Source organism: Caballeronia sp. Lep1P3 (assembly GCF_022879595.1).
Taxonomy (GTDB): domain Bacteria; phylum Pseudomonadota; class Gammaproteobacteria; order Burkholderiales; family Burkholderiaceae; genus Caballeronia.
Genome location: NZ_CP084265.1, coordinates 2363144 through 2383864, shown reverse-complemented (window position 1 = coordinate 2383864; position 20721 = coordinate 2363144). Strand labels below are relative to the sequence as shown.

The window sequence follows — 20721 nt, the reverse complement described above, 5'->3', positions numbered from 1 at the left end:
TGCGCCGCTAAGCTTGTCTTTGTCCGGGGAAGACGTTCGGTATGCGCATCATGAGTGTTTGCCTTCGACAGGTAGCGTGATGAAACTTGGACGGGATGAAACTTAGGCAGACGTCTATTTAGTAGCGGCATCGTTCGGAATAATCCTGTGGCGACCGGGCAGATGGGGACGGCTCTTCCTGTGCACAGGTCGCTGTTTCGTCGGCGCTAGGCGCTTGAGAAGCGTATGAACGGTCGTTGTAAGTGACATTCCCACTCCGCTGCAGTTGCAGCTGCATCTAATCCGTCTCCTTCATTCACGCGGGCGCTGGGTCGCCCTAAAGATATTGTCTGAGCGGACGTAAACGAAGATGAGCAGCTCCGTATCGCGGCCCCTGTATGGCGATATCAAAGAAACGACGACGGTAAGCCTATCGCGAACCTAGTGGTGTGAAAGACTCCAATTCCGACCGACGTCGGAGTTGACACATCGCACCAGGTGTGATGTTGTCCCTCGGGCTTCTCTTTGACGCAACTTCTTACGAAAGCGAGTGCCGATGAATAGATTGAAGTGTTGTACCCCGTCAGTGGCTGGCCAAATCAATGGCCGAACGCTAAGAAAAGCGGTGCAGACATTAGCGGACGGCGAGAGCGCGGCCAAATTTGGGAAATTTGAAAACACCGAGTGGGTTTCAATTTGCCCTGTCTGTGACGCCGCCATTCTGGATACGCCGAGCGTGCAGTGGCCGTACCAGTGCGATGACGGAGCCATGCGAACCGTCCGCGATTTCGATGCCTGTACGGGAACATACTCCACCCCGACCTTAACGTTCGGATGCTTTGGATTTTCGAAGCTGGCGCTGGAAAGCGCTATCAACCAACAAAAAGCAATCCAAAAAACCGCCGATACAGAATCTGTGGGGCGGCAGTTGCTACAGCGCATCATCTCGGAGACTTCAACGGAAGATGACTGCTTTGCCTTCAGTCAAAGTGTGCATGACTGGGGCGCGGGCGGCAGGGTGTGGGGCAACTTGCTGAAGCAACAACGGTCGACTTTACGAAATCACCTTAAAGAGTGGCTCTCGGCGGTGCCGGCGCTTGATGTTGTAAGCGCCATCGAGAAAGGAGTCGCCATCAAGGGTTTAGCGGTTTCTTTCGCAAGTAAGCATCTTAGAATGTTGCAACCGGAACGCTTTGCCGTTCTCGATGACGTACTTTGTCAAGGTCTAGGATTTGCATTGAACCCCCGGGGCTATGAGTTTTTCATGAAGGAAGTTGGAGCGTTCCAACGAGCGCAAATGCCTCAGGAAAGCGTTGCCTACGTCGAGGCGGGGCTTTTCCTGCTGGTGCGGCAGGGTGTCAGGTCCGTCGCGTCGAATGAGCGTTTGCTCGTGGGCGAGGCGCCTGAACATTAGGTCTACATAACCGCAACAACCTTGAACATGCTCCGATGAGCAAGCGGTGTGGCTGGAGAGCCGTTTTCCCGTACGTTTCGCGTTGCGTCAAACCTCTCCAGCGCGCGGAATACGTAACGCTGTTGACGGCGCGATGCCTCTGCCACCGGCCCAAGCTTGCGAACAGCGGCAACCCATGCTCCTAAGACCTCTCGCCAGTAGAGGTTGCTGCGCGAGCGCATGGAAAGCGGGGCAAGCTCGGCAGGGAGCACCGGCTTCATGGCTTGAATGACGCGGTTCGCGCAGAATAGTGCCTGCTCATACCTTCCTGCTTCGATTGCCGATGAACAAGCGATTGCCCCTGCCGCCAACAGGTCGGCGCGGTGGGCGAGGTGGTGCATTGCGATGTCGGCGCGCCTATCCGCGTTCCATAGGGCAGTCTCCGCCTCAATTTCTTCTTCGGCAATCAATGCGGCAGAGCTTGGCTCGAGGAATGCGACAGTTCCGTCGACGGTGGCGCGTTCGCGATACTGGTAGAGTGGCGTGGCCGGGCACATGACTACACGCGGTCCCGTCAGTGTGAACCAGTCCGGTACTCCGTACAGTCGCGCCGTGAGGTCGTGAGCAGCCGGCGCTTCGAGCCGGAGTGCTGCCTGCATACCGGATGCGAACTCCCGGATGATTATGCGGCGCATCGCATTGAGCGGAATGTCTTCGGGCTTTGGCTCAAACGTTGCCGGCAGGCTGCTGATGACGTCCCACGCTCCATTGACCAGGTACTGCTGATTGCGAATTGCTCCGTACGCCCTGGTCAACCGTTCCCAGTGAATAGACTGACAGGCTGCGGCCACTGCATCCCGGGCGCCCTCGAAGCTCAGACCCTCGACTTCCTGAGAGAGGCGTTCGCTCTTGATGAGCAGACGTTTTTCGATTATCTCAATTAGCTTTTCGGCCTTGACGGTGCCGGGCGCGGGAAGGCCAACGACCTCACAGAGCGCAAAGAATCGCTTGTAGCTCACCTTGTTCACTTTCTCCGTCTCGTGTTGATATTGAATCGTAAGCTGAGAACAAGACAAACCGTGTCTCAAATGTTAGACGTCTCGTCAGCCCGAGGGCCTTGCGATTCGAACCGCTGCCACTCAGTCTCGGTTCTCGGCTACGCCTAGCTGACTGGCCATTTTGTTTGCTTTTGTCATTCACAAATCACACTGCTCGAACCACGTTCCGCCAAAGTCCCTCATAAGCTCTTCGTCTGTTCTGTTTGTCCAATCGACGATGTCGGTCCCGCTTTTGGATAGCCTCACCTCGACTATGTCCCCGAGCTTGCTCGCACGAATGTGAGCCACGAGATACTGTCGTGGATTTGGGCCGACCATCGCCTCATGAGCAGATTGGTTCTCCAGTTGGTATCGCACGTGATAGCGCGGGGTGCGATGGCTCTCGGTTTGGCGTCGCGTGCGATACCGCGCGGTGCGGACATACTCGACGCTAAGGAAAATCAGCTTGCCGGCGGTTACTGTCATGCTGCTCTCCATGTCGCGACCTGTATCACAGGCACGTGGTTGCTTGCGGCCAAAGCCCCTGAGCGGCGCTATATTCAGCGAGCCACTGCGTTGCCAACGCCTCGCCTCGTGCACCTGCCGCGACGAGCTCCGCAACCAGTTCCACTTTCTCATCGTCGGCATTGTCAAACTGCGCAAGCTGCCTAAGCGCGATGATACGGGCGCAACGCAGCCGGAAATATTCGATGTTCGCGGCACTGGACGAATCAAGGCTTGGAGAGGCTGGGGGGATGGTTCTGGATACGGCGCGCAACGTGCGATTCGCGCAATCCAAAGCCTCCTGGTCCGCCCCCTGTTCGATAAGCGCGTCCACGGCGATGCGTGCGGCGGTCAGAAAATCCGGCCTTCGGGTGAGTGCGTGGCGTGCTGCATGCGCTCTGGCGTCCGGGTGTGCAAGGTATGTGAGCGCCGTAAGCTCTGCGGCCAACCGTACACATCCCGTCGAAGAGTGCAGTGCGGCCCTCGCATCTGTCCCGGGGTCAGTCTTTCGGTACGTGTATAGGGGTTCATCAGGCGCGAGGAACGGAATATTCCCAACCAGAGCCAGCCAGCTTTCTGCTCCGTAAAGGCGTGCGGCCAGGTCGTGGGCAGCGGGTTGTTCGAGAGCAAGTGCCTTAGCGAGTCTCATGGCGAAGTGCCGCGCATAAAGTCGCTGACCGTCGTTCAACGGAACTTCGATGCTGTCGACGTCGACAGCAGCCGGTAGAACGTCCGCGACAGACCAGCGCCCGCTTGGGAACCTCGTAAAGCATGTAGGTTCCGCGAGCTCGTGTATAAGTAGCCGCCATTTCGGAATGGCGCAAGCTCGCGCGATAGTCGCCTCACTCGCGGAAAATGTGAGACCGGGCAATTCATCGCGCAAGCGTTGGCATTTCTTCCCAAGTCTGCCTAATACCAGCTCTGTCAGGCTTCGCTCGCTGCCTCCTTCTGGCGGACGTAGTCCGAGCAGGTCGGCTAGGAAGGCGATGCGGGGATGGGGTTGGGTCATTCTCTCAGGCTCCAGCGTGCGTCTTGAAAGTTGTTCTGGTCGCGTCACAGCCAATGGCATTCCCTCGTGCCTCGATAACTACACGAGAACGTTTTTCTTGTGCGGCGGCCGAGCGGGTATGGCTTTTTTCTTTCGTCGGGTTGTGGTGCCACGCTTCCGGTTTGGGCTGGACATGAAAATATTGGGCGGCGAGCTCCCGGTCGAACGGCATCGGGGAATGTCCCTCTGACGTGGGCTGGGTCGACAGTATTCATCCGGATTGAGACATCTGGTGTCGCAATTGCTGAATGTTTCTTCTTGGCAATGGTGCCGGGACGACCCGATGCGGCGCCGGAAGCTTATGTAGTCGACAGCAGGCGCAAAAGGTGCTGCATGATGGGGCGTTCTGCACCTGATGCTGTTGTTCCCGGCGAGGGACAGCCGCCGGCGCACCTGTCCGTTCGAGGCAATTTGGCAGACCGACGCCGCAGCCGCCATCCTTATAAGACATGAAATGTCTCAACCCGGCCTCATAATGCGTCAACTGGCCGCTGAAGTCTCGCTGCGTTTGTTTCACGTGACGTCGGTCTCGTCAAGAGGATAGACGTGTGTCGCGCACACGATTGCATAACAGCGCGCGACGCCATCAGTCGTGGGCTCCAGTGAGCGTAACTATATAGAGACCATAGAGTACGGCTGCCGGAAGCTCAGATTTATACGGCGGTGAGCTATGCAACTGTGTAACCAGGGAATTTTCACGGGGGAACGAAGCAATGTCGGCTAATAACGTTGCAAGCTACGCCATCTGGTTTTCGATAGCGGACGGCAATCCCAAGACCCGCGCATCCAAGATGGAAGCGGCACTTCAGGCTTTGTGGGAGGCCACCCTGAAGTACTACACAGCCGAGCCGTCTCGCGCTCGCGCGACAGCGCGGTTTGAGCCGTACGTTCACGTCGGGGCGAACTTCTATCTGCTTCACACCGAAACCCATTTTTCGCCAGGCGACATTGGCGGATTTCCAAAGCACAATGAGTTGCTTGGACCCGAGGATGACGTAGTCGCCATCCGAATCGACCGCGGCTGGTACATTCCGCATCATGGCTTCGCCGACCAAAAGCGGGGAGAAGAACTGAATACCTGGAAACGTCAGGCTGATGACTTCTACTTCGAAAATCGCGCCCGTAGTTGACCCGGTCGGCTATGGACCTTGCAGCCTTGCGTGCGGGGATGCGTGGAAGCTCAACCGGGCTGCGCGACCCCTTGGGATGCAAGCCGCTCGGACCTGAAACTGTTTCTGGATGGGCGATAACGGAGGACCGGATTGTACGAACGCTTTTGTCTGCTCGCCACCGCGTTAAAGCTGCCAACGTGGAAGGCTGATGCAACACAAGATTTCCTTGGGGAGCTGAAACGGCGACTGGAAACGAAGGCATTGCGCCTACAGATGTTGCTGCCGGGTCTGAGCCGGGAATGCAGTCTTGATGCCATCAGTGCGACCTGCGTAATGCGGACCTGGAGGGAAACAGAGAAAGCGCTCGGAGCAGTCAGTACGCAACAAGACCTCGAAGACTATGCATGGGAGCTCATCGACGTGTTGCCGGGGTGCTTCGAGCCCGACCCGCGCGATTTGCCGGTAGCACCGGTGCCAAGAGTCAGCATTCGGACCTTCGCCAGACGCCTTGAGATAGCGCTGAGGATTGATGCACCTACGGCCTGCCAAGTGGTTGCAGAGCTCTTCGGGGCGACGCACTGGCAGGCCTTGATGGGGCCGAGTCCGTTTTTGCCCATTGCGGAGCCGATATATAGTTATCGGACCGATATGGTCAACGGTGAGCGCTATGCCTATCTGGAGCCGTGCCACGCGGCCCGTCTGGCTGATGAGGACTTCGACGCGTTTAGCCTCTTGCGCCAAGACATATTCCAGCTTGACGCGGCCGCTGACGAATTTGTTGACCGGCCTGGCTTGCTTGCAGCGGCGGCATTCGGGGCTGCCGGACATATGATTGCTGGCGAGTACGACATCGCGGAATCAAAGGCGCGGGCGACGCTCAGTGCGAGCGGCGCCAGTTATCCGGAAAATTGCCGCCTGCGGCTGGCCCCCCATAGCAGGACGCACCTGCTGTACATCCAGGTCAGGGCGGCGCTTTACGCTGCACTCATTTACTCTGGCAAAGATGATGAAGCGGCGGTTGAGCGCGAATTCCTGATTGCCCGTGGGCGTGAGTATCGGGCCGAATACGAGCGGCTCCTCAAAGAATGGGCGCCGCGAAACGCAACGGTCCGGCACAAGACTGTACTCAAGCTTGTAAGCTGACTCGGTTCCCGCGCGGCCATTGCAACTCGCTCCTATCCAGCAGTGACCCGCAGGCGCTCTTCCGCCACTGGCGGACTCACATTTTTGTGGCTCTCGAGAACCGCCCTGCGGCGACACGTTCGCTCGAGGCCCGTGTCTTCCTGGACGGTCTTGGCGGATGCCGGCCTGTGGTGCTGCGGGCTCGGCATCTCTTCGTTGCCTGGCGCTGTAGCACATAAAGCAGGTAAGAGCGCGGCAGACGCGCTGTTTGCGTGAGACATGAAGTGTCCGAAATCGGCAGTAGGATGAAACTCTTTCGAAGTCGGGAGGCTGCGTTGGGTACGAACGGAAAGGTTATCGTCGCGGTTTCTGCAAGAGCGCTCTTCGACTTCGAAGAAGAGAACCTCGTTTTTCGAGAGGCCGACCCGGCTGCGTACCGCGCGCTGCAGGAGAGGAAGCTCGACCTTCCCGCTCAGCCGGGCGCTGCTTTCCCGCTTGTGCGAAAGCTCCTTGCATTCAGCGGTGAAGGTGGAAATGATGTCGAAGTGGCCATTCTTTCGCGCAATGACCCGGTGACCGGCCTGCGGGTCTTCGGCTCCGCCCGTCATCATGGGCTGGCAATCAGCCGCGCTATCTTCACCAGCGGCGCTGCGCCGCATCGCTACCTGCGTCCGCTCGGCGCGAACCTGTTTCTGTCGGTCAATGCTCTTGACGTACGGGCCGCGATGGCGGGAGGGTTTCCGGCCGCGCGAGTCTATCCCGCATCGGCGGGAACTCGTCTTCGGAACAACGGCGAATTGCGAATCGCCTTCGACGGCGATTCCGTCCTGTTTAGTGACGAGGCGGAACGTATCTTCAGGCTGATGCAGTTGGAGCAGTTCATCGACCATGAAGTGCGCAACGCCCGTATACCACTGCCGCCGGGACCGCTGAAGCCTTTCCTTGATGCGCTCTGCTGGCTCCAACGCGGACGCAGGTCGACTGTTACTGTGCGGACCGCGCTTGTCACCGCGCGAAGCGCGCCCGCGCACGAACGCGCCATTCGTACGCTGATGGCGTGGGGCGTCACGGTCGACGAAGCGATGTTTCTCGGTGGTCGGCCGAAAGCCCCCTTCCTGGCCGAATTTGAGCCGGACATTTTCTTTGACGACCATGTCCGCAATTGTGAGTCCGCGTCACGGCACGTCACAACCGGTCATGTTCCTTACGGAATCAACAATGAACCCGAGGTTGCGTTGCAATGACGCTAGAAGCTCAGTCACTCGAGACGGCGGCCGGATGGTTGCGCGAAGCGGATGGACTGCTCATCACCGCTGGGGCGGGGATGGGCGTGGATTCGGGGTTGCCGGATTTTCGCGGCAATCAGGGGATGTGGGCCGCCTATCCCGCACTGGGCGAGGCAAAAATCCCTTTCGAGTCGATTGCCAACCCGGATGCTTTCATGAAGAATCCCGCGCTTGCCTGGGGCTTCTACGGCCACCGGCTTGCGCTGTACCGGAGCATCGAGCCGCACGCCGGTTTTGCCATCCTGAAGCGCTGGGCAGACGGGATGAGTAGAGGAGCGTTCGTCTTTACGAGCAACGTCGACGGTCAGTTCCAGAAGGCCGGGTTTCCGGAAAGCGCCATCGCGGAATGTCATGGCTCCATTCACCACCTCCAATGCACAGAGCCGTGTTCAGTGGACATCTGGTCAGCGGCCCGTTTCGCACCCGACGTCGACGAGCGCGCGTGTCACCTCAAGAACGCATTTCCAAAATGCCCGCGCTGCGGTGCGCTGGCCAGACCAAATATTCTGATGTTCGGAGATTGGGCGTGGCTCGATTCGCGTACTGAAAGGCAGCTGGCGAGGTTGGACCATTGGCTTGGGGGCGTCGCTCGGCTCGCTGTGGTCGAAATCGGCGCGGGCAAAGCGCTGCCTACCGTAAGACGGTTCAGTGAGCGCCATGGTCCGCGCGTCATCCGCATCAATGCGCGGGAGGCCGTAACCAACCCAGCGAAGGGCGTCGGCATTCAGGGGCGTGCGGTCGAAGCGCTGTCGGCGTTGGACGAGCTTTTGAAAGACAGGTAGCGGAGGAGTTTGCCGAAGCGGTATGCGTACCATCTCGGATTTCCAGCCCTAATACATGTCGACACTTGTGTTGGCGAGCGTCAGCGTCGAAGGGCTTGTAACCAGCACTGCAGGACGTGGGCATCCTCAACCTCTCTGCCCTCGATATCGACAGAGGAAATCGAGCAGTCGTGAACATCAAAAGGAGTTTTGTGGCTTCATCATTGCCTGACCTTGGGAAATTGTTTGCCGACGCGGAGGCCAACGTTATGCGGACTTCGGACGTTGCCAGATTGGCATACCTTCGAAGCCTTGCTGACACGTCGGATGAGCGCTACTTTCTAGCGCTGATGGAATCGACCATGAGGCAAGACCCACACTGGCGGGGGCACTCATTCGAGACCACCCCCGGGAGCCAGTGGCGGTGTCGCATCATCAATTCCCGCCTGGAACTGCTGCTGCCGTACATGAAGGACATGAACCAGGTCGTTGGCTATGACGCGCACGACCGTAGGCGCATTTTCCGGCTGGCTGGCATCCCGCAGCGATTCAAATGCAACTTCACAAGATGTGTCCAGTTCGCCCGCACGGCGAAAGACATTGTCAGCGACACGAGGGTTGGGAGCCTTCATGCTTTTTTCAGCCGGTTCATCCGCATGTATGGCGGGGAACAGCAGCCGGAACTGCATGCGGCGCTTGTGGGAACGTTCAATAGTTTGGACAGCGACCACGCCGACTCGCTTATCCGGAAACTCGGCCTGACTTGCGATGTCACGCCGCCGGGGGTGCTCATTCTGCAGCGCCTCGGAGTAGTCAGCGGTGGTGGCACGCTGCGCCTCCCGTCCGAGGCGGAACGCCGCGAGGCGGCGACTTTTTATGGCAAAGTCTCTGTCGCGTCAGGGAAGCCGTTTCGTTATGTTGAGGCCGTATTTGCGTCGAACTTCGCGTGGTCTCGTCTCGACGCGATGCGATGGTCGTCGCGCAAAGTAGTGTGCGTCGGCGACGGTCCAGCGTGTAACATCTGCGCGCACGCGAGTTACTGTCGGAAGAGAGGCGTCGCGGCGTTCCTTGACGGCGAGCGCGGGTGGTTGAGCCAATACTCGGATTTCTATGGCTACCTGGCAGGTAGTGGTTCAACGCTCGGTCGCTTGCCCGGCACTGCCAGCGAAGCGGTCCTGTTGGCTCTCCGGCATGAAAATGCCATCTGGTGGCAAGCCCCTGTCCCCATGCCGCGTGAAGAACAGTTGTTTTCTGTCCGAGCATCGCTCGTCGACCTCCCCCTCGATTCAATGCGTGAAGCCTATGCAAGCCGGGAGGCTACTGGTTTGCCCGTTGGCCATGCACTGGCGGGGTGTATGCCGGAGACCTGGCCCGTAGGCGAACTCGTCGAGCGACGGGCTCCCTGTTTGCTGGGCTGCCCTCCAGCAGTGCGTTTGGCGGGAGAGGGGGACGCGTTGCTGGCGGAATATGTTCGACGTGGGTATGCAACGGTGCCGCTTCTGGCGGTCAATTGGCGGGATGTTGCAGACACCGTGGGCAAATGATGGCGTCTTGTCGCTTTAGCTGGCGCCCGAACTCAAGAAGAGACCTTTCCACCTGTCTTTTGTCGTTGATTCATTTGAATAGTGCGTAATCGCCTTTTGGGGTTCATCGCGTGGACTGTCGTGACTGCCAGGGTGGGGACCTGTATTGCAGCTACCGTCGATATTCGGCCGGCGCCCTTCCCGGTGGCAAAGTCCCGGACGCAACACGAACTTGTTGCCGCAGTGAAGGATTTGCGCCGAGAAATCAAAGCGGATGCTGGCGAGTGTGCGGGCTCCTATTCGTCGCGAGCTACAGTTCTGCTCGACACACCGTCAGTTTTTTCGGTCGAGGTGTCGGTCAGCGAGTATTGTGGCGGACCTTATCCGTTGGCTGACGTTAGACCGGTCGTGTTCGACGCTATTACCGGAGAGCGTTACTCGACGCTTACGCTCTACCAGGTTGGATGGCAGGAAGGTATCAGTGGGTCAGTGAAATGGCGCACGGACATTCGTGATGTAATCAAAAGGCGTCTCATTCTGAGTGCCAAGGCGACGCACGATGGTGGCGACTGCTCTGCGGTCATCGAGGATGATATGGCGGGGGACTCTGAGAGCGCGATAGACGCGGCCAGGCTTGGGTTAGGTCGTGATGGGCTTTATGTCTACCCTGAACCCGCGCACGTTGTTCAAGCCTGCTGCAAGACAGTTGTGCTGCCATACGCCTCGATTCGCCAGTACTTGAATGGGGCGGAAGCATCACGTATTTGCTGGATGGAGCCGTAGTGCCGGGGCAGCCGTCCATATTCGGCCGAGCGTACCTTCGCTGACTGCTGGTTCGGCGCGCGCATCCGCGCGTCAGGAAATGTTGTGTTCGCGCCGACGAGACGTCTTGGCGCAAGCCAGGAACGAATGAAACAGGAGAAACCAGTGGGAGAACTGACGCTGACGACGGGTGGCAAACTCCAATATTTTCATTGGGTGAGCGATGAGGCAACGGGCGATGATGCATACGTCCCGTCTGACACGACCGACAACGCTGCTGCGTACATGATGGAGCCAGTACGATTCTGTGGCGAGATTTACGTTCGCGACATTTTTTCGCTGCTTGACCGCAATCCTTTGCTCATCGAGATGTTCAAACGGGCGTATGCGGCGGAATATTTGCAGGAGACGAAAAAGGGCAACGCAGAGGCTTGCACGGGCGAGTACGACCCGACAGGTATCGAATATCTTGAACTGTTCTACGACTGGGAAAAGGACCGGGAGACAGATGAGCTGCGCGGCGTCCATCGGCTGTGGGTTGGCGGGGTGGGTTATGAACTGCGCGACGATGTGATGGAGGATGGTAATCTTCGATACGAAAAGGGAACCCGCATCCGGTGGGCCATCAAGTTCGTACCGGTCGGCCATATTTTCAACCTTCCGCTGCGTTTGAACCCCGAGGTGACAGTTGCTGACAGTCGGGACATCACGCGCACGCTCCATACATTTCAGTTGCCGAACCCGACGCTCGCACAGGTCATCCATGCCGTGTTGTGGGAACTGTCGTGGGCGGGTAATCCGCGGGATACGGACGAGTTCGTGGACATGATTCACGAAGCTGCAGAGGACGCGAACATGTCCGAGCCGGTGAGCGCCCAAGAGTTTATCCAACGGCTTGAGAAAATGGATGAGGAATAGTTTTCCGCCGCAACCATGATTCGCGAACTGCGTTCGTGGTGCAGGCGAATTCGAACGTCCGCGTCAAGCTGGCGCCAGCGGCGCGACGCACGACATTTCATGGGTGCCAGAACCATACCAGGCAAGCTGGGAAACCGGCGTGCGTTGTTCACCGGTCCGAGGGGTATGCATTGTTTGTCGGGCGGTCGCTAAGGCAGGTCACGGCGAACCTCCCGAGACCCGCAAATGCTTACTTCGGCTAACACGTCTGTCTGGTCAGCACGTCGTCATCAAACTGGTGATGCGATTTGCCAGATTGCGCAGGCCTACCGTAGCGCACTCGGGCTCCACAACCCCAAAAACCTCTGTTCGTCTTGGCGACGGGTCAATCAGAAAGTTCCTCTCATGCCGGTCCTGCCGCCCCCAAGGCAGCATACTCTGGGGCGAGACGACCTCGAATGCCGTCCCAATCGCGACGAACAAGTCGTTGTCTGTCATCTCCACCTTCATGCGATGCAAGTTCATGTATTCAGGGGCTGGCTCGTGGAAGAACACGACGCCAGGCTTGACCGCATCCACTTCGCCGCACTTCGGGCATGCCGCGTCCGAACGGAACTCGTCTCCATCGTTGGCGAAGCGAAAATCGCAGGCAGTGCATTGCAGCGAATGCATGTCACCATGAAGATGTACGACATGCGGCGCCCCTGCCTTTTCAAGCAGGTCATCGATATTCTGGGTGATAAGCTGAACCCGCTCTGTGCCCCAGGTTCTTTGCCATGCGGCGAGAATCTGATGCGCTTCGTTTGGGCGTGCGTCCCGCTTCTCGGCAATTCTTTCGTTATAGAAGCGGAAAACCGCCTCGCGATTGCGGCGCCATGTCGTGAAGTTACAGACTTCGTCGATGCTCGCTTGGGTCCAGATGCCGTCTCCGGGTGCGGAACGTCGATATACCACTTTCTGCTGACAGTCCCGCGCCTGCAAATACGCATAGACGGGGCACATGAAGGTGTTGAGCAGTAGGCACTTTTACTCCCCTGGTAAGACTACAGTTTCACCGCTCGCAGGTGCGCGGCGGCAGGGTTATAAAGCTTGGATTGAGCGCCGAACGCTGACCATTTCTCCGCCCAGTTGTCCCGAAGGCTCGGCGAGCTTTTCCCATGGCGGAACAAGCGACAAGGGGAACGGGAGGGCCGGCAGAGAATCATTTCCTTCGCCTGTTTTCTGACTCTGGTAGGAGCGCCAATCTGACTCCGTCTTATCGGCAGTACCGAAAAAAACAATGGTGTCGAACAGGAGTCTTGTCACGCTGGCATGCTCCGATTCGCAACCCAACGTGGTCCTCGTCCTAACGATACCTGTTCGCCAGCTTGAGGTAGTCCGCGGCGAATTCTTGACGAAGCGATTTTGGCGCCACAATTTCAACAGCGGCGCCAATCGAGCGAAGCCACCACCGGAGCTTCAGACTCGGAATTACCGTGCCGGAAACCTTCAGGCGTCCGTCTGGCAAGGTCTCGATTTCCTGGTCCTTTGCCATGGGTGACTCTTTGAGGTGGTTACCAGCATTGCCATCAAACGCCAATTCGAGCCGCACGGGCGCTTCCGTGAGAAAGTTAAACGCTTGTTCTGTCTCGATGTACTTGCGCAATTTGAAGTCTTCAGGATAGGCGAAGCTCTTTCCTGACTCAGTAGCCGACCCAATTCGGTCCAGTCGATAAAGCGTGCGCATCCATTCGTTCCGACCTCTCTCCGGCTGCGGCGGCCGAGTCGGGTCTTGTGCCACCATATACATGACGCCTCCTGACTCGACCAGCGCGAGAGGCCACAGTGGCTTTGCCTTCGGCTCTTCAGCCTGTTCACCCTTGTAAGCAGGGCGGTATTGCACGAGCAACTCGCGCTCAAAAAAGGTTGCAGTCGCGACGGTCTGGAAGATTTCCGGACGCAGCTTCGGTCGAATGAGTGAGAACGTGCCGTCGACCGAGTCAATTTTGTCGGGCCATGCACGGTACACCCGGCTATCCGCCCTTTCCTGCGAAAGACGAACTTCCGCAGCCTGAAAAAGTGGCTGGATGTCCTTGGTGACGGCGCTGGGAAGCTTGTTGCCCGCAAACTGCTGCAGGACGTGAAAGGCAACTGCTTCGGACGCGCTCATCAGGCTAACGCCTTCGCGTGTCCCTTGCAGCCAAGGTTTTCTCTGCCACAGCAACTCGCGCCCGTTCTCGGTCGACAAGACCAATTTGTCCTTGTCTTGCAGCTTGGTCAGATGCCGCTGTACCTTCTTTGTGTACCCCACACGATGCCCACGCTCTTCCAGCTGACGGCGAACTTCCGGTGTGGACATCCAAGGCACTGCGTCTCTTTCGGTCGGCAGGACTCGCAGGATTACTTCATCGAGGCTGGAGGGCATCGCGTTCGTTCTTTCGAGGTTGGCGGGCGTACCTTGCTTTCAGGTCCGTCTCTTTGTGATTGTACGGAAGATTCGGGACGTCTTGTGTCTCATCTAGCGCGAGACGTTAATTGTCCCGGTTGCATGCAATTATTGATGTTCGGGACGGTTTCGGCTGTCCATATTTGGGCGCAGGTATCCTGGTCCCCGCACAGACAGGTAAGGCCGTGCTGCCCATGGACGGAGATGTACCAAAGCCGTGAAAACTTGGGCATAACAATTGGGGGGAAGGGAAATGCCGGCATTACTCGGACACATCGACGCCATTGCACGAAAGCTGTAGCGAGACGTGCTCTATCTCGATTTTTGACCTGGCGGACCGGCCGAACTTCAAGGATTACGCGGAACTGGACAGTCGAAAATGCGTTTTGCAGTGGTTCGATGCCCAGTACGCACCTTGGCGCGAGTGCCGGCCATATGCGTCGGAAACGGTGACGCACTCATACGCCGGTGCGGTCTTCATCGACGTGCCGTTTGACGAAGGCGACGCAGAGTACTGGAAGGTGCAGGCATTCTTCGAGTACCCGGACGGCACCATGCGCTTCGACGACGTTCAAGTCCTAAGGTGTGCCCCTTGAGAACGCGATGAAGAACTCGCACCACGACGAACCGTGCTTCTGGGAGCGGTGGCCCGAGAATTTCTGATTCCACTTGTTTCGAGACATGAAATGTCCCAGCTGAGACGTAGACTGGCTCGGGTGCGCAACGGGGTCCCCGTTTGCGACCAACGCGAGCGCAACAATACGTCACCAACTACGGGGCTTGAATGAGCACAGAATATCTGCGAGACGACCATTTTAAGGTTATTGGCAGTATCGAGACGGATTCGACGGGCAAACAGGTTGGTCGGGATGCTCATTTCGCTCGCGTCGGGGAGTACAACCCGCGAGAAGACAAGACCCGGGACAGCCATTTCCGGACTATCGGTACTGGAAACCAACTATCTGCCCTCATTTGGAGAAGCGTCAAATAATCGCGTAAGCGACGTTGTCAACCTTGTATGGGGATGCCTCATGGTCAGTTGCCGTGCGAAGCTCGCCGAGCTCGCCGACAAGATTTGCAATCTGCGGGACATCGCGACGAATCCCCCCGCGGACTGGTCTCTGTTCGACGAGGTGTATCACGCCGGCAAGAGGCGCTGGCCACGTAAGTTCGTTCCCACCCGCAGCCAACGCGACAAAAATGATTAAGAGAACTGACTGCCATTGCATGACTATGCCGCTTGATTACGGCATCAGAATTCTGCTGTCCGAAGGCGCCAGGTTGAATACTGACGTGACGGCTGGTGACGTTGAGCTATCCCTGCGCTCATTGTGAGGCATTGCAATGGCTTTGGCATTAGAACGAGTGTCCGGCATTTAGCGAGTTCGGCCGTTGTCATCTGGCGCGGGTCACTGACGCTGAGCTTGCTGAGATTCATTCAACCAAGGGGCTAGGAGTGTACTGGGCAGAAAATGTCCTCTATATCGGTAGAATCTATGGTGTTGAGCTTCCGAGCTGCGTCCCTGACATCTAAGCGCCGACTCTTCCAATGCTGCACTAGACTAATACAAGAAATGACAGACCAATCAGTAAGCTTTCCAGCTGAAAGCCTTGAGTACAAGCTTGGCAGGTTCAACGCCAAAGAGCGCTTCGCTCTCATCCAGCGCGTGCTGGGCGTCAAATTCGTGCCACACGATGACTTCCTTGGCGAGGTTCTCGCGAAGTGCGGAATCGAGGTCACGACGGAAAAGGTGTTTTGCGCGATGGATTTTCACCTCGACTGGCTGTATGCGGCCCTGATGAGCGACGAACTGCGCCCAGACGAGCCACTTCCGCTCTTGGCTGGTGAGTCTGGCGCATTTCCAGTTACTGGCCGGCAGCAGGATGCAGACTTTGTGATGTGCTTCACCGAGCGTCCTGCCAACGCGCCAGCTATCACCCATCTGCTGCTGCTGGAGGCGAAAGGCGTGGGGAACTGGGACACGAAACAGATGCGTTCGAAGCTCGCCCAGTACCGGGCTATGAAGCCCGCATTTGACCGCAACCCGAACGTGCGCCCGCGGCTTGTGCTGATGTCGCCGCTGAACCCGATTTCCAGCGCGACGAGACAAAGCGCCGCGTTTCGCGCTGTTCTCGATTCGTTCGAAGATTTCGGTGAGATTGTGTGGGTTGGACTGCCCGTGGAGAACACTTTCAGTGTCGTCCGTTGCAACGCAAAAGGGACCCCGGACGGCAAGACGCCGACGCACTGGAAACTGTCATCGCGACAGGCTGCTCTATCGTAGCTGCTGACTTTGGGGCCTACGTCAAATACGGGGAGTGCATGAATGAATCTTGATGACGAACGCCAAATCATCCTCGCGCATCCGCTCATTTTTCGGAAGCTGGAATCGCGTCTGCCGAGAGGCGAGCGCTTCGAGTGCGCGCCGGGCTGGAAGGCGATTATTGCGGACCTTGCAACTGGGCTCGAGCAAATCGCGCGCGAATCAAGCGATGAGCCCGTCGCGGTTGAGCAGGTTAAGCAAAAGCTTGGCTCACTTCGGGTGTACCTCGCGGGGCCCACTACTGAGGCCGCGGAGACGCTCGTGGATGGAGCGCGCGAACGAAGCCTGCGCACCTGCGAACTTTGCGGCGCACCCGGCACGCTTACGGGAGTGCGCCACAGGATATGCGTGCTTTGCGACCAATGCGCGCTTCCTTCACGAAAGGAAACGTTGGGCCAATGACCCGAATCTACCGCCTGTCCAAGTCAAAAATCCTGTCCGGCCTGCAGTGCCACAAGCGGCTCTGGCTGGAGATGCACGAGCGAGAGTTGGCTCACGTTTCACCTGAGAGCGAGCACATCTTCCGGATGGGGCACCTCTTCGGTGACCGCGCACGTGAACTGATGGGGCCGGGAGAGCTTGTCGGCCACGAGCGCGACATTGTGAGGGCGCTTGACGAGACGCCGGCAGCGCTTGCACGTGCATCGGCAAATGGTACGGTCGTCTACGAGGCTGCTTTCTCGTACCGGGACGTCGTCTCAAGAGCAGATGGGTTTGCCCCATACCTCGACGGCTGGCACATGATTGAGGTGAAGGCGGCGACCTCGGACAAGGCGTACTTCTATCTCGACTGTGCTCTTCAGGCGTGGGTGGCAGAAGGCGCAGGCTATCCAGTGCGACGGGTCACCCTTGCGTACACGAACAACCAGTTCGTCTACGCTGGTGGAGAGAACTACGCCGGCCTGCTGCGCGAGTTAGACGTCACAGCGAAAGTCGCGCAGTTGAAGGTGAGCGTCGATGGCATCGTCGGGCAACTGCAGGCCATGCTGGCTCGGGACAAACCTGATATTCGCACGGGCGAACATTGCTCGAGTCCGTACGATTGCCCGTTCATCTCATACTGCCGCAGTCAGGAGCCGCCTCCGGCCGAATTCCCGGTGGAGATATTTCATCGAATCGCCGCGCGCAAGCTACGACAGGCCGGTTACACCAATGCGCTGGAGGTCCCCGAAACTGCCTTGGGAAGCGCGCGTAACCTGCTCATTCTGCGTGCGTCGCGAGAGGGCGTCCCGTATATCGCGCCTTCGGCGCAGCAATTCCTGCGAACGCGACCGTACCCGCGCTACTTCCTCGATTTCGAAACGATGTCGTCGTCCGTGCCGTTCTGGGCAGGGACGCACCCGTATCAGCAGATTCCCTTTCAGTGGTCCTGTCATGTCGAGACGGCACCGGGATTCTGACTCACCACGAATTTCTCGACCTGTCCGGCGAGCTGCCGGCACGAGAGTTTGTGCGTTCGCTCATTGAGACGGTCGGAAACGAGGGGCCTGTCATTGTCTATTCGACCTTCGAGCGCACACGGCTAAGGGAGCTATGCGAACTGGTCCCGGAGTGCAGAGCCGAACTTCAGGCAATCATGCGTCGCCTGCTTGACCTGCTGCAGGTAGTACGCAGCGGCTACTATCATCCCGCGATGAAAGGTTCTTTTTCCATCAAGCAGGTCGTGCCGACGCTCTGCCCGGAACTGGAATATATGTCGCTGAACGGCGTGGCAGACGGTGGAGCGGCACAGCGGGCGTGGTGGGCTGCTGTCGACGCGAGTAGCTCAGCACTGGAACGCCTAGAGCTGCGGGGACGCTTGCTCGAATACTGCAAACGCGACACGCTCGCGATGGTCGCCGTGTATGGCGGCCTTTGTGCGGGCCGACCCATACGTCTGTCCGAGTACGGTATCGACGCCCCCTCTGCGGCGGACGACCAGTGTGGGCACGCACAACCAGTTGCGAGAGACCACAGCGATGTACCGGCAGGTCGATGAGTCCATCCTGTGCATCCTGCCGACCGAGCGCAGCGCCGAAAAGTGGATGTCAACTCAAAAATCATCCGCCAGTTGGAGGTGCTCGGCATCACGTCCCGAACGCGCGGCTGATTCGCCATCATCTCGATGCGCTTGGGGACAATGGCATGGTCCTGCCGACGCGGAGCGGTGACGCCATCAGATGGCAGCGCAAGCCTTGGCTGCAGGGGAGGGCGCGAACCGGGCTTGATGACAGTCGGGGAGGCTATCGCATTCGACGTGCTGCGTGGGTGCGCGAAGAGCGGTCAGGTGTTTCCCATATCGTCGAGCGATACGGAGACTATGGGTAGCATCTCACCCGGGCAAGCTCGACGCTTCGGGCGAGCAAGATAACAAGGGAAAGTAGCAATCATGCAATCAGTGCATCCAACAGGCTGTGAGTGTTTCGAAGCAGCGGGCGGTCCCGTCAACCCCGAAATAATATTCAGCGGGGTCGATACGACGAACAGCAACTATGGCGATGTGACGCTGAGCAAATGCACGCGCTGTTCCACCGTCTGGCTGCGTTTCTTCATCGAGTATGAGTCTTTCAGTCGTTCTGGCAGATGGTATCGCGCGCCTATACCGCCGGAGCGTCTGTCCGAGGTGACCGCAGAAAGCGCCATAAGCGTGTTGAATTCACTCGAGCCGCGGTTCGCAGGTGGGAGCTATTACGACTCGACCGGTTTTGAGACAAAGGGTCGCGTGAGTCTGCAGCCATAAACGGTTTCGGTCGACGACCAGGCCGGCTCCTGACTGCCCTAGGGGTCGCTGCTTTAATCAAAAAGAAGAAAGCCAACCTATGAACATGCTCATCAAGGCGACAGCATTCGCTGCATACAAGCACCGGAATCAGCGGCGGAAAGATGCCGACTCATCGCCGTACATCAACCATCCCATCGCGCTGGCCGATGCATTGGCGAATGAAGGCGACGTGGGCGACGAGGTTGTTCTCATCGCCGCGATTCTTCACGACACGATTGAAGACACAGAGACTTCACTGGAGGAACTGGTTGCCCAGTTTGGCCGGGAGGTCGCTGAAATTGTCGCCGAGGTGACTGACGACAAGGGGCTGCCCAAGGCGGAACGCAAGCGCTTGCAGGTCGAGCACGCAGTTCACATTAGCGGGAAAGCGAAGCTCGTGAAGCTTGCTGACAAAATCTGCAACCTCCGCGATATTGCCGCTTCACCTCCGGCAGACTGGTCGGTTGAGCGAAAGCGCGAGTATTTCGACTGGGCCAAGGCGGTGGTAGCTGGGCTGCGCGGTGTGCATCCTGCTTTGGAAGCGATTTTCGACAAAGCTTACGAAGCGAAGCCATCCGCGGTATAGCACACTGAGCGGCCCTTGCGTGCCACATGTTATGTGCCAACCCGGCATCCGCGTCAACGTCATCTAATGCCGCATACCATCTACGGGGAACCATATGACCAACAATAGTGAGGAACGCCTGGACCGCGTGCGCGGAGGTCTCTACGGCCTCCTGGTCGGGGATGCGCTCGGTGTACCGTACGAGTTCCACGATGCCTCTGAGATACCTGCAGAGGATGAAATCGAGATGGAACCGCCGCGGGAGTTTCGACGCGCCCATGCCGGCGTTCCCGTCGGTACGTGGAGCGACGACGGCGCACAGGCGCTTTGTCTGTTCGACAGCCTCAACCGTAACGGGTCCCTGGACTTCGTCGATTTCGCCGGGCAATTGATTGCGTGGTACGAGGACGGGCACATGACTCCTGACGGCAAGGTTTTTGATGTGGGGATTCAGACGCGGCGCGCCCTCGGTACTCTAAAAAGAAGCGGCACCGTTGCGAATCACGCGGGGCCAGCCGGAGAGCGGGACAATGGGAACGGGGCGCTTATGCGCTGCCTGCCGGTTGTCTTCGTCGCCAAATCGACGGACCATCTTATCGAATTGGCGATGCGGCAGGGTGTTTTGACCCACGGGCACGCACGCTCGCAGTTGTGCTGCGCGCTATATGCGCTCATAGGCGCGGGGATTCTTAATTGGTTGGTGGCAAAGGAGGCAGTCAGCCACGCTGAAGATGAGTTTCGGCGCAGATTTACGATTACCCAGAACGAGCGGGAAGCTCAGTTAGTATTGAGCGCTCGAGCAGAGCCGACACGGGGCTCAGGTTATGTTGTCGACAGCCTGAGGTCATCGATTGACTGTCTGCTGGCAACCACCGACTACGAGTCATGTGTACGCCGGGCCGTGATGCTGGGCAATGATACCGATACGACTGCCTGCATTGCGGGAGGCCTGGCGGGGCTTTTGTACGGCTACCGCGGCATACCTTTGAAGTGGCTCGAAGTATTGAAGGGCAAAGACATTGTCGAAAGAGTGCTTCGCGGCGCCGGCGCAAGTGCGATGAGTTGAAGCTCTGTGAGCCCTACAGGAAAGAGATAGCGCTATGGACCTAGGCCGCTGCCAGGTGTGCGGGGAGAAGGTCGGCTCTCGCATGCACTGTTTCTACAGCCGCACTCAGAAAGTGTCTATCGAAGGCGAGACCAAAGCCATTACCGTCTTACATGAACTTCAAGAGATGGCTTTTTG

Annotated in this window: 18 protein-coding genes and 2 pseudogenes; 14 read left to right on the top strand and 6 right to left on the bottom strand. The window is 58.1% G+C overall.

All coding sequences use genetic code 11. The annotated features are described in order from the left end of the window. Positions 1 to 535: 535 nt before the first annotated feature. Positions 536 to 1393, top strand: coding sequence for a hypothetical protein (locus LDZ27_RS11230; protein ID WP_244814154.1), 858 nt, complete (start codon positions 536 to 538; stop codon positions 1391 to 1393). A gap of 2 nt (positions 1394 to 1395) precedes the next feature. On the opposite strand, the gene LDZ27_RS11225 is transcribed toward LDZ27_RS11230, so the two are convergent. The 4 genes from LDZ27_RS11225 to LDZ27_RS11210 all read right to left on the bottom strand — a co-directional run bounded on the left by LDZ27_RS11225 (position 1396) and on the right by LDZ27_RS11210 (position 4133). Then, positions 1396 to 2400 (bottom strand): hypothetical protein, encoded by a 1005-nt coding sequence (locus LDZ27_RS11225; protein WP_244814153.1) that lies wholly within the window; start codon positions 2398 to 2400, stop codon positions 1396 to 1398. A gap of 168 nt (positions 2401 to 2568) precedes the next feature. Continuing rightward, positions 2569 to 2895 carry a hypothetical protein gene (locus tag LDZ27_RS11220; protein WP_244814152.1) on the bottom strand — a complete coding sequence of 109 codons (327 nt, stop codon included), beginning with the start codon at positions 2893 to 2895 and terminating at the stop codon, positions 2569 to 2571. A gap of 25 nt (positions 2896 to 2920) precedes the next feature. Beyond that, positions 2921 to 3361, bottom strand: a complete 441-nt coding sequence (locus tag LDZ27_RS11215; protein ID WP_244814151.1) for a hypothetical protein — start codon at positions 3359 to 3361, stop codon at positions 2921 to 2923. Between the two features lie 565 nt (positions 3362 to 3926). Then, positions 3927 to 4133, bottom strand: a complete 207-nt coding sequence (locus LDZ27_RS11210) for a hypothetical protein (RefSeq protein ID WP_244814150.1) — start codon at positions 4131 to 4133, stop codon at positions 3927 to 3929. Between the two features lie 541 nt (positions 4134 to 4674). Here LDZ27_RS11210 and LDZ27_RS11205 point away from each other — a divergent pair. The 7 genes from LDZ27_RS11205 (at position 4675) to LDZ27_RS11175 (ending at position 11445) form a co-directional block, all read left to right on the top strand. After that, the gene (locus LDZ27_RS11205) at positions 4675 to 5091 is read left to right on the top strand and encodes a hypothetical protein (protein WP_244814149.1); all 417 of its coding nucleotides are present in this window, start codon (positions 4675 to 4677) and stop codon (positions 5089 to 5091) included. A 132-nt stretch (positions 5092 to 5223) separates the two neighbouring features. Continuing rightward, entirely contained in the window at positions 5224 to 6216 is a 993-nt protein-coding gene (locus tag LDZ27_RS11200) for a hypothetical protein (RefSeq protein WP_244814148.1), read from the top strand. A gap of 284 nt (positions 6217 to 6500) precedes the next feature. Further along, positions 6501 to 7439 carry a 5'-nucleotidase gene (locus LDZ27_RS11195; RefSeq protein ID WP_244814147.1) on the top strand — a complete coding sequence of 313 codons (939 nt, stop codon included), beginning with the start codon at positions 6501 to 6503 and terminating at the stop codon, positions 7437 to 7439. Further along, on the top strand, positions 7436 to 8263 hold the full coding sequence (locus LDZ27_RS11190; protein WP_244814146.1) for a Sir2 family NAD-dependent protein deacetylase: 828 nt from the start codon (positions 7436 to 7438) through the stop codon (positions 8261 to 8263). The genes LDZ27_RS11195 and LDZ27_RS11190 overlap by 4 nt, the downstream gene beginning before the upstream one ends. Before the next feature lie 116 nt (positions 8264 to 8379). Continuing rightward, positions 8380 to 9786 (top strand): hypothetical protein, encoded by a 1407-nt coding sequence (locus tag LDZ27_RS11185; RefSeq protein ID WP_244814145.1) that lies wholly within the window; start codon positions 8380 to 8382, stop codon positions 9784 to 9786. A 183-nt stretch (positions 9787 to 9969) separates the two neighbouring features. Further along, on the top strand, positions 9970 to 10548 hold the full coding sequence (locus LDZ27_RS11180) for a hypothetical protein (RefSeq protein ID WP_244814144.1): 579 nt from the start codon (positions 9970 to 9972) through the stop codon (positions 10546 to 10548). 126 nt (positions 10549 to 10674) lie between these two features. Beyond that, a complete protein-coding gene (locus LDZ27_RS11175; protein WP_244814143.1) occupies positions 10675 to 11445 on the top strand; it encodes a hypothetical protein in 771 nt (256 codons plus the stop codon). Positions 11446 to 11700: 255 nt separating this feature from the next. Here LDZ27_RS11175 and LDZ27_RS11170 read toward each other — a convergent pair whose 3' ends face one another. Then, positions 11701 to 12426, bottom strand: coding sequence for a Sir2 family NAD-dependent protein deacetylase (locus LDZ27_RS11170; RefSeq protein WP_244814142.1), 726 nt, complete (start codon positions 12424 to 12426; stop codon positions 11701 to 11703). Positions 12427 to 12769: 343 nt separating this feature from the next. Beyond that, positions 12770 to 13762, bottom strand: coding sequence for a helix-turn-helix transcriptional regulator (locus LDZ27_RS11165; RefSeq protein WP_370653304.1), 993 nt, complete (start codon positions 13760 to 13762; stop codon positions 12770 to 12772). A gap of 1121 nt (positions 13763 to 14883) precedes the next feature. Between LDZ27_RS11165 and LDZ27_RS11160 the strand changes: the two are divergent. The 6 genes and pseudogenes from LDZ27_RS11160 to LDZ27_RS11135 form a co-directional block, all read left to right on the top strand. After that, positions 14884 to 14973 (top strand): annotated as a pseudogene (locus tag LDZ27_RS11160) (phosphohydrolase); the annotation flags it as partial. 450 nt (positions 14974 to 15423) lie between these two features. Next, a complete protein-coding gene (locus LDZ27_RS11155) occupies positions 15424 to 16134 on the top strand; it encodes a hypothetical protein (RefSeq protein WP_244814140.1) in 711 nt (236 codons plus the stop codon). Between the two features lie 42 nt (positions 16135 to 16176). Further along, the gene (locus LDZ27_RS11150) at positions 16177 to 16575 is read left to right on the top strand and encodes a hypothetical protein (protein ID WP_244814139.1); all 399 of its coding nucleotides are present in this window, start codon (positions 16177 to 16179) and stop codon (positions 16573 to 16575) included. Continuing rightward, a pseudogene (locus tag LDZ27_RS29010) lies at positions 16518 to 18151 on the top strand (DUF2779 domain-containing protein). Before LDZ27_RS11150 ends, LDZ27_RS29010 begins: the two are co-directional and overlap by 58 nt. Before the next feature lie 820 nt (positions 18152 to 18971). Continuing rightward, complete coding sequence (locus LDZ27_RS11140) at positions 18972 to 19499, top strand: HD domain-containing protein (RefSeq protein ID WP_244814138.1); 528 nt, start codon at positions 18972 to 18974, stop codon at positions 19497 to 19499. A gap of 94 nt (positions 19500 to 19593) precedes the next feature. Beyond that, the gene (locus LDZ27_RS11135; RefSeq protein ID WP_244814137.1) at positions 19594 to 20544 is read left to right on the top strand and encodes an ADP-ribosylglycohydrolase family protein; all 951 of its coding nucleotides are present in this window, start codon (positions 19594 to 19596) and stop codon (positions 20542 to 20544) included. Positions 20545 to 20721: the final 177 nt, after the last annotated feature.

What these genes read in the sequence shown, in the direction of transcription:
- LDZ27_RS11195 (WP_244814147.1), top strand. Translation starts at nt 6,501, where the DNA reads ATGAAACTCTTTCGAAGTCGGGAGGCTGCGTTGGGTACGAACGGAAAG.
- LDZ27_RS11140 (WP_244814138.1), top strand. Translation starts at nt 18,972, where the DNA reads ATGAACATGCTCATCAAGGCGACAGCATTCGCTGCATACAAGCACCGG.
- LDZ27_RS11150 (WP_244814139.1), top strand. Translation starts at nt 16,177, where the DNA reads ATGAATCTTGATGACGAACGCCAAATCATCCTCGCGCATCCGCTCATT.
- LDZ27_RS11170 (WP_244814142.1), bottom strand. Translation starts at nt 12,426, where the DNA reads ATGTGCCCCGTCTATGCGTATTTGCAGGCGCGGGACTGTCAGCAGAAA.
- LDZ27_RS11155 (WP_244814140.1), top strand. Translation starts at nt 15,424, where the DNA reads ATGACAGACCAATCAGTAAGCTTTCCAGCTGAAAGCCTTGAGTACAAG.
- LDZ27_RS11210 (WP_244814150.1), bottom strand. Translation starts at nt 4,133, where the DNA reads ATGCCGTTCGACCGGGAGCTCGCCGCCCAATATTTTCATGTCCAGCCC.
- LDZ27_RS11175 (WP_244814143.1), top strand. Translation starts at nt 10,675, where the DNA reads ATGAAACAGGAGAAACCAGTGGGAGAACTGACGCTGACGACGGGTGGC.
- LDZ27_RS11165 (WP_370653304.1), bottom strand. Translation starts at nt 13,762, where the DNA reads ATGTCCACACCGGAAGTTCGCCGTCAGCTGGAAGAGCGTGGGCATCGT.
- LDZ27_RS11220 (WP_244814152.1), bottom strand. Translation starts at nt 2,895, where the DNA reads ATGACAGTAACCGCCGGCAAGCTGATTTTCCTTAGCGTCGAGTATGTC.
- LDZ27_RS11190 (WP_244814146.1), top strand. Translation starts at nt 7,436, where the DNA reads ATGACGCTAGAAGCTCAGTCACTCGAGACGGCGGCCGGATGGTTGCGC.
- LDZ27_RS11230 (WP_244814154.1), top strand. Translation starts at nt 536, where the DNA reads ATGAATAGATTGAAGTGTTGTACCCCGTCAGTGGCTGGCCAAATCAAT.
- LDZ27_RS11205 (WP_244814149.1), top strand. Translation starts at nt 4,675, where the DNA reads ATGTCGGCTAATAACGTTGCAAGCTACGCCATCTGGTTTTCGATAGCG.
- LDZ27_RS11135 (WP_244814137.1), top strand. Translation starts at nt 19,594, where the DNA reads ATGACCAACAATAGTGAGGAACGCCTGGACCGCGTGCGCGGAGGTCTC.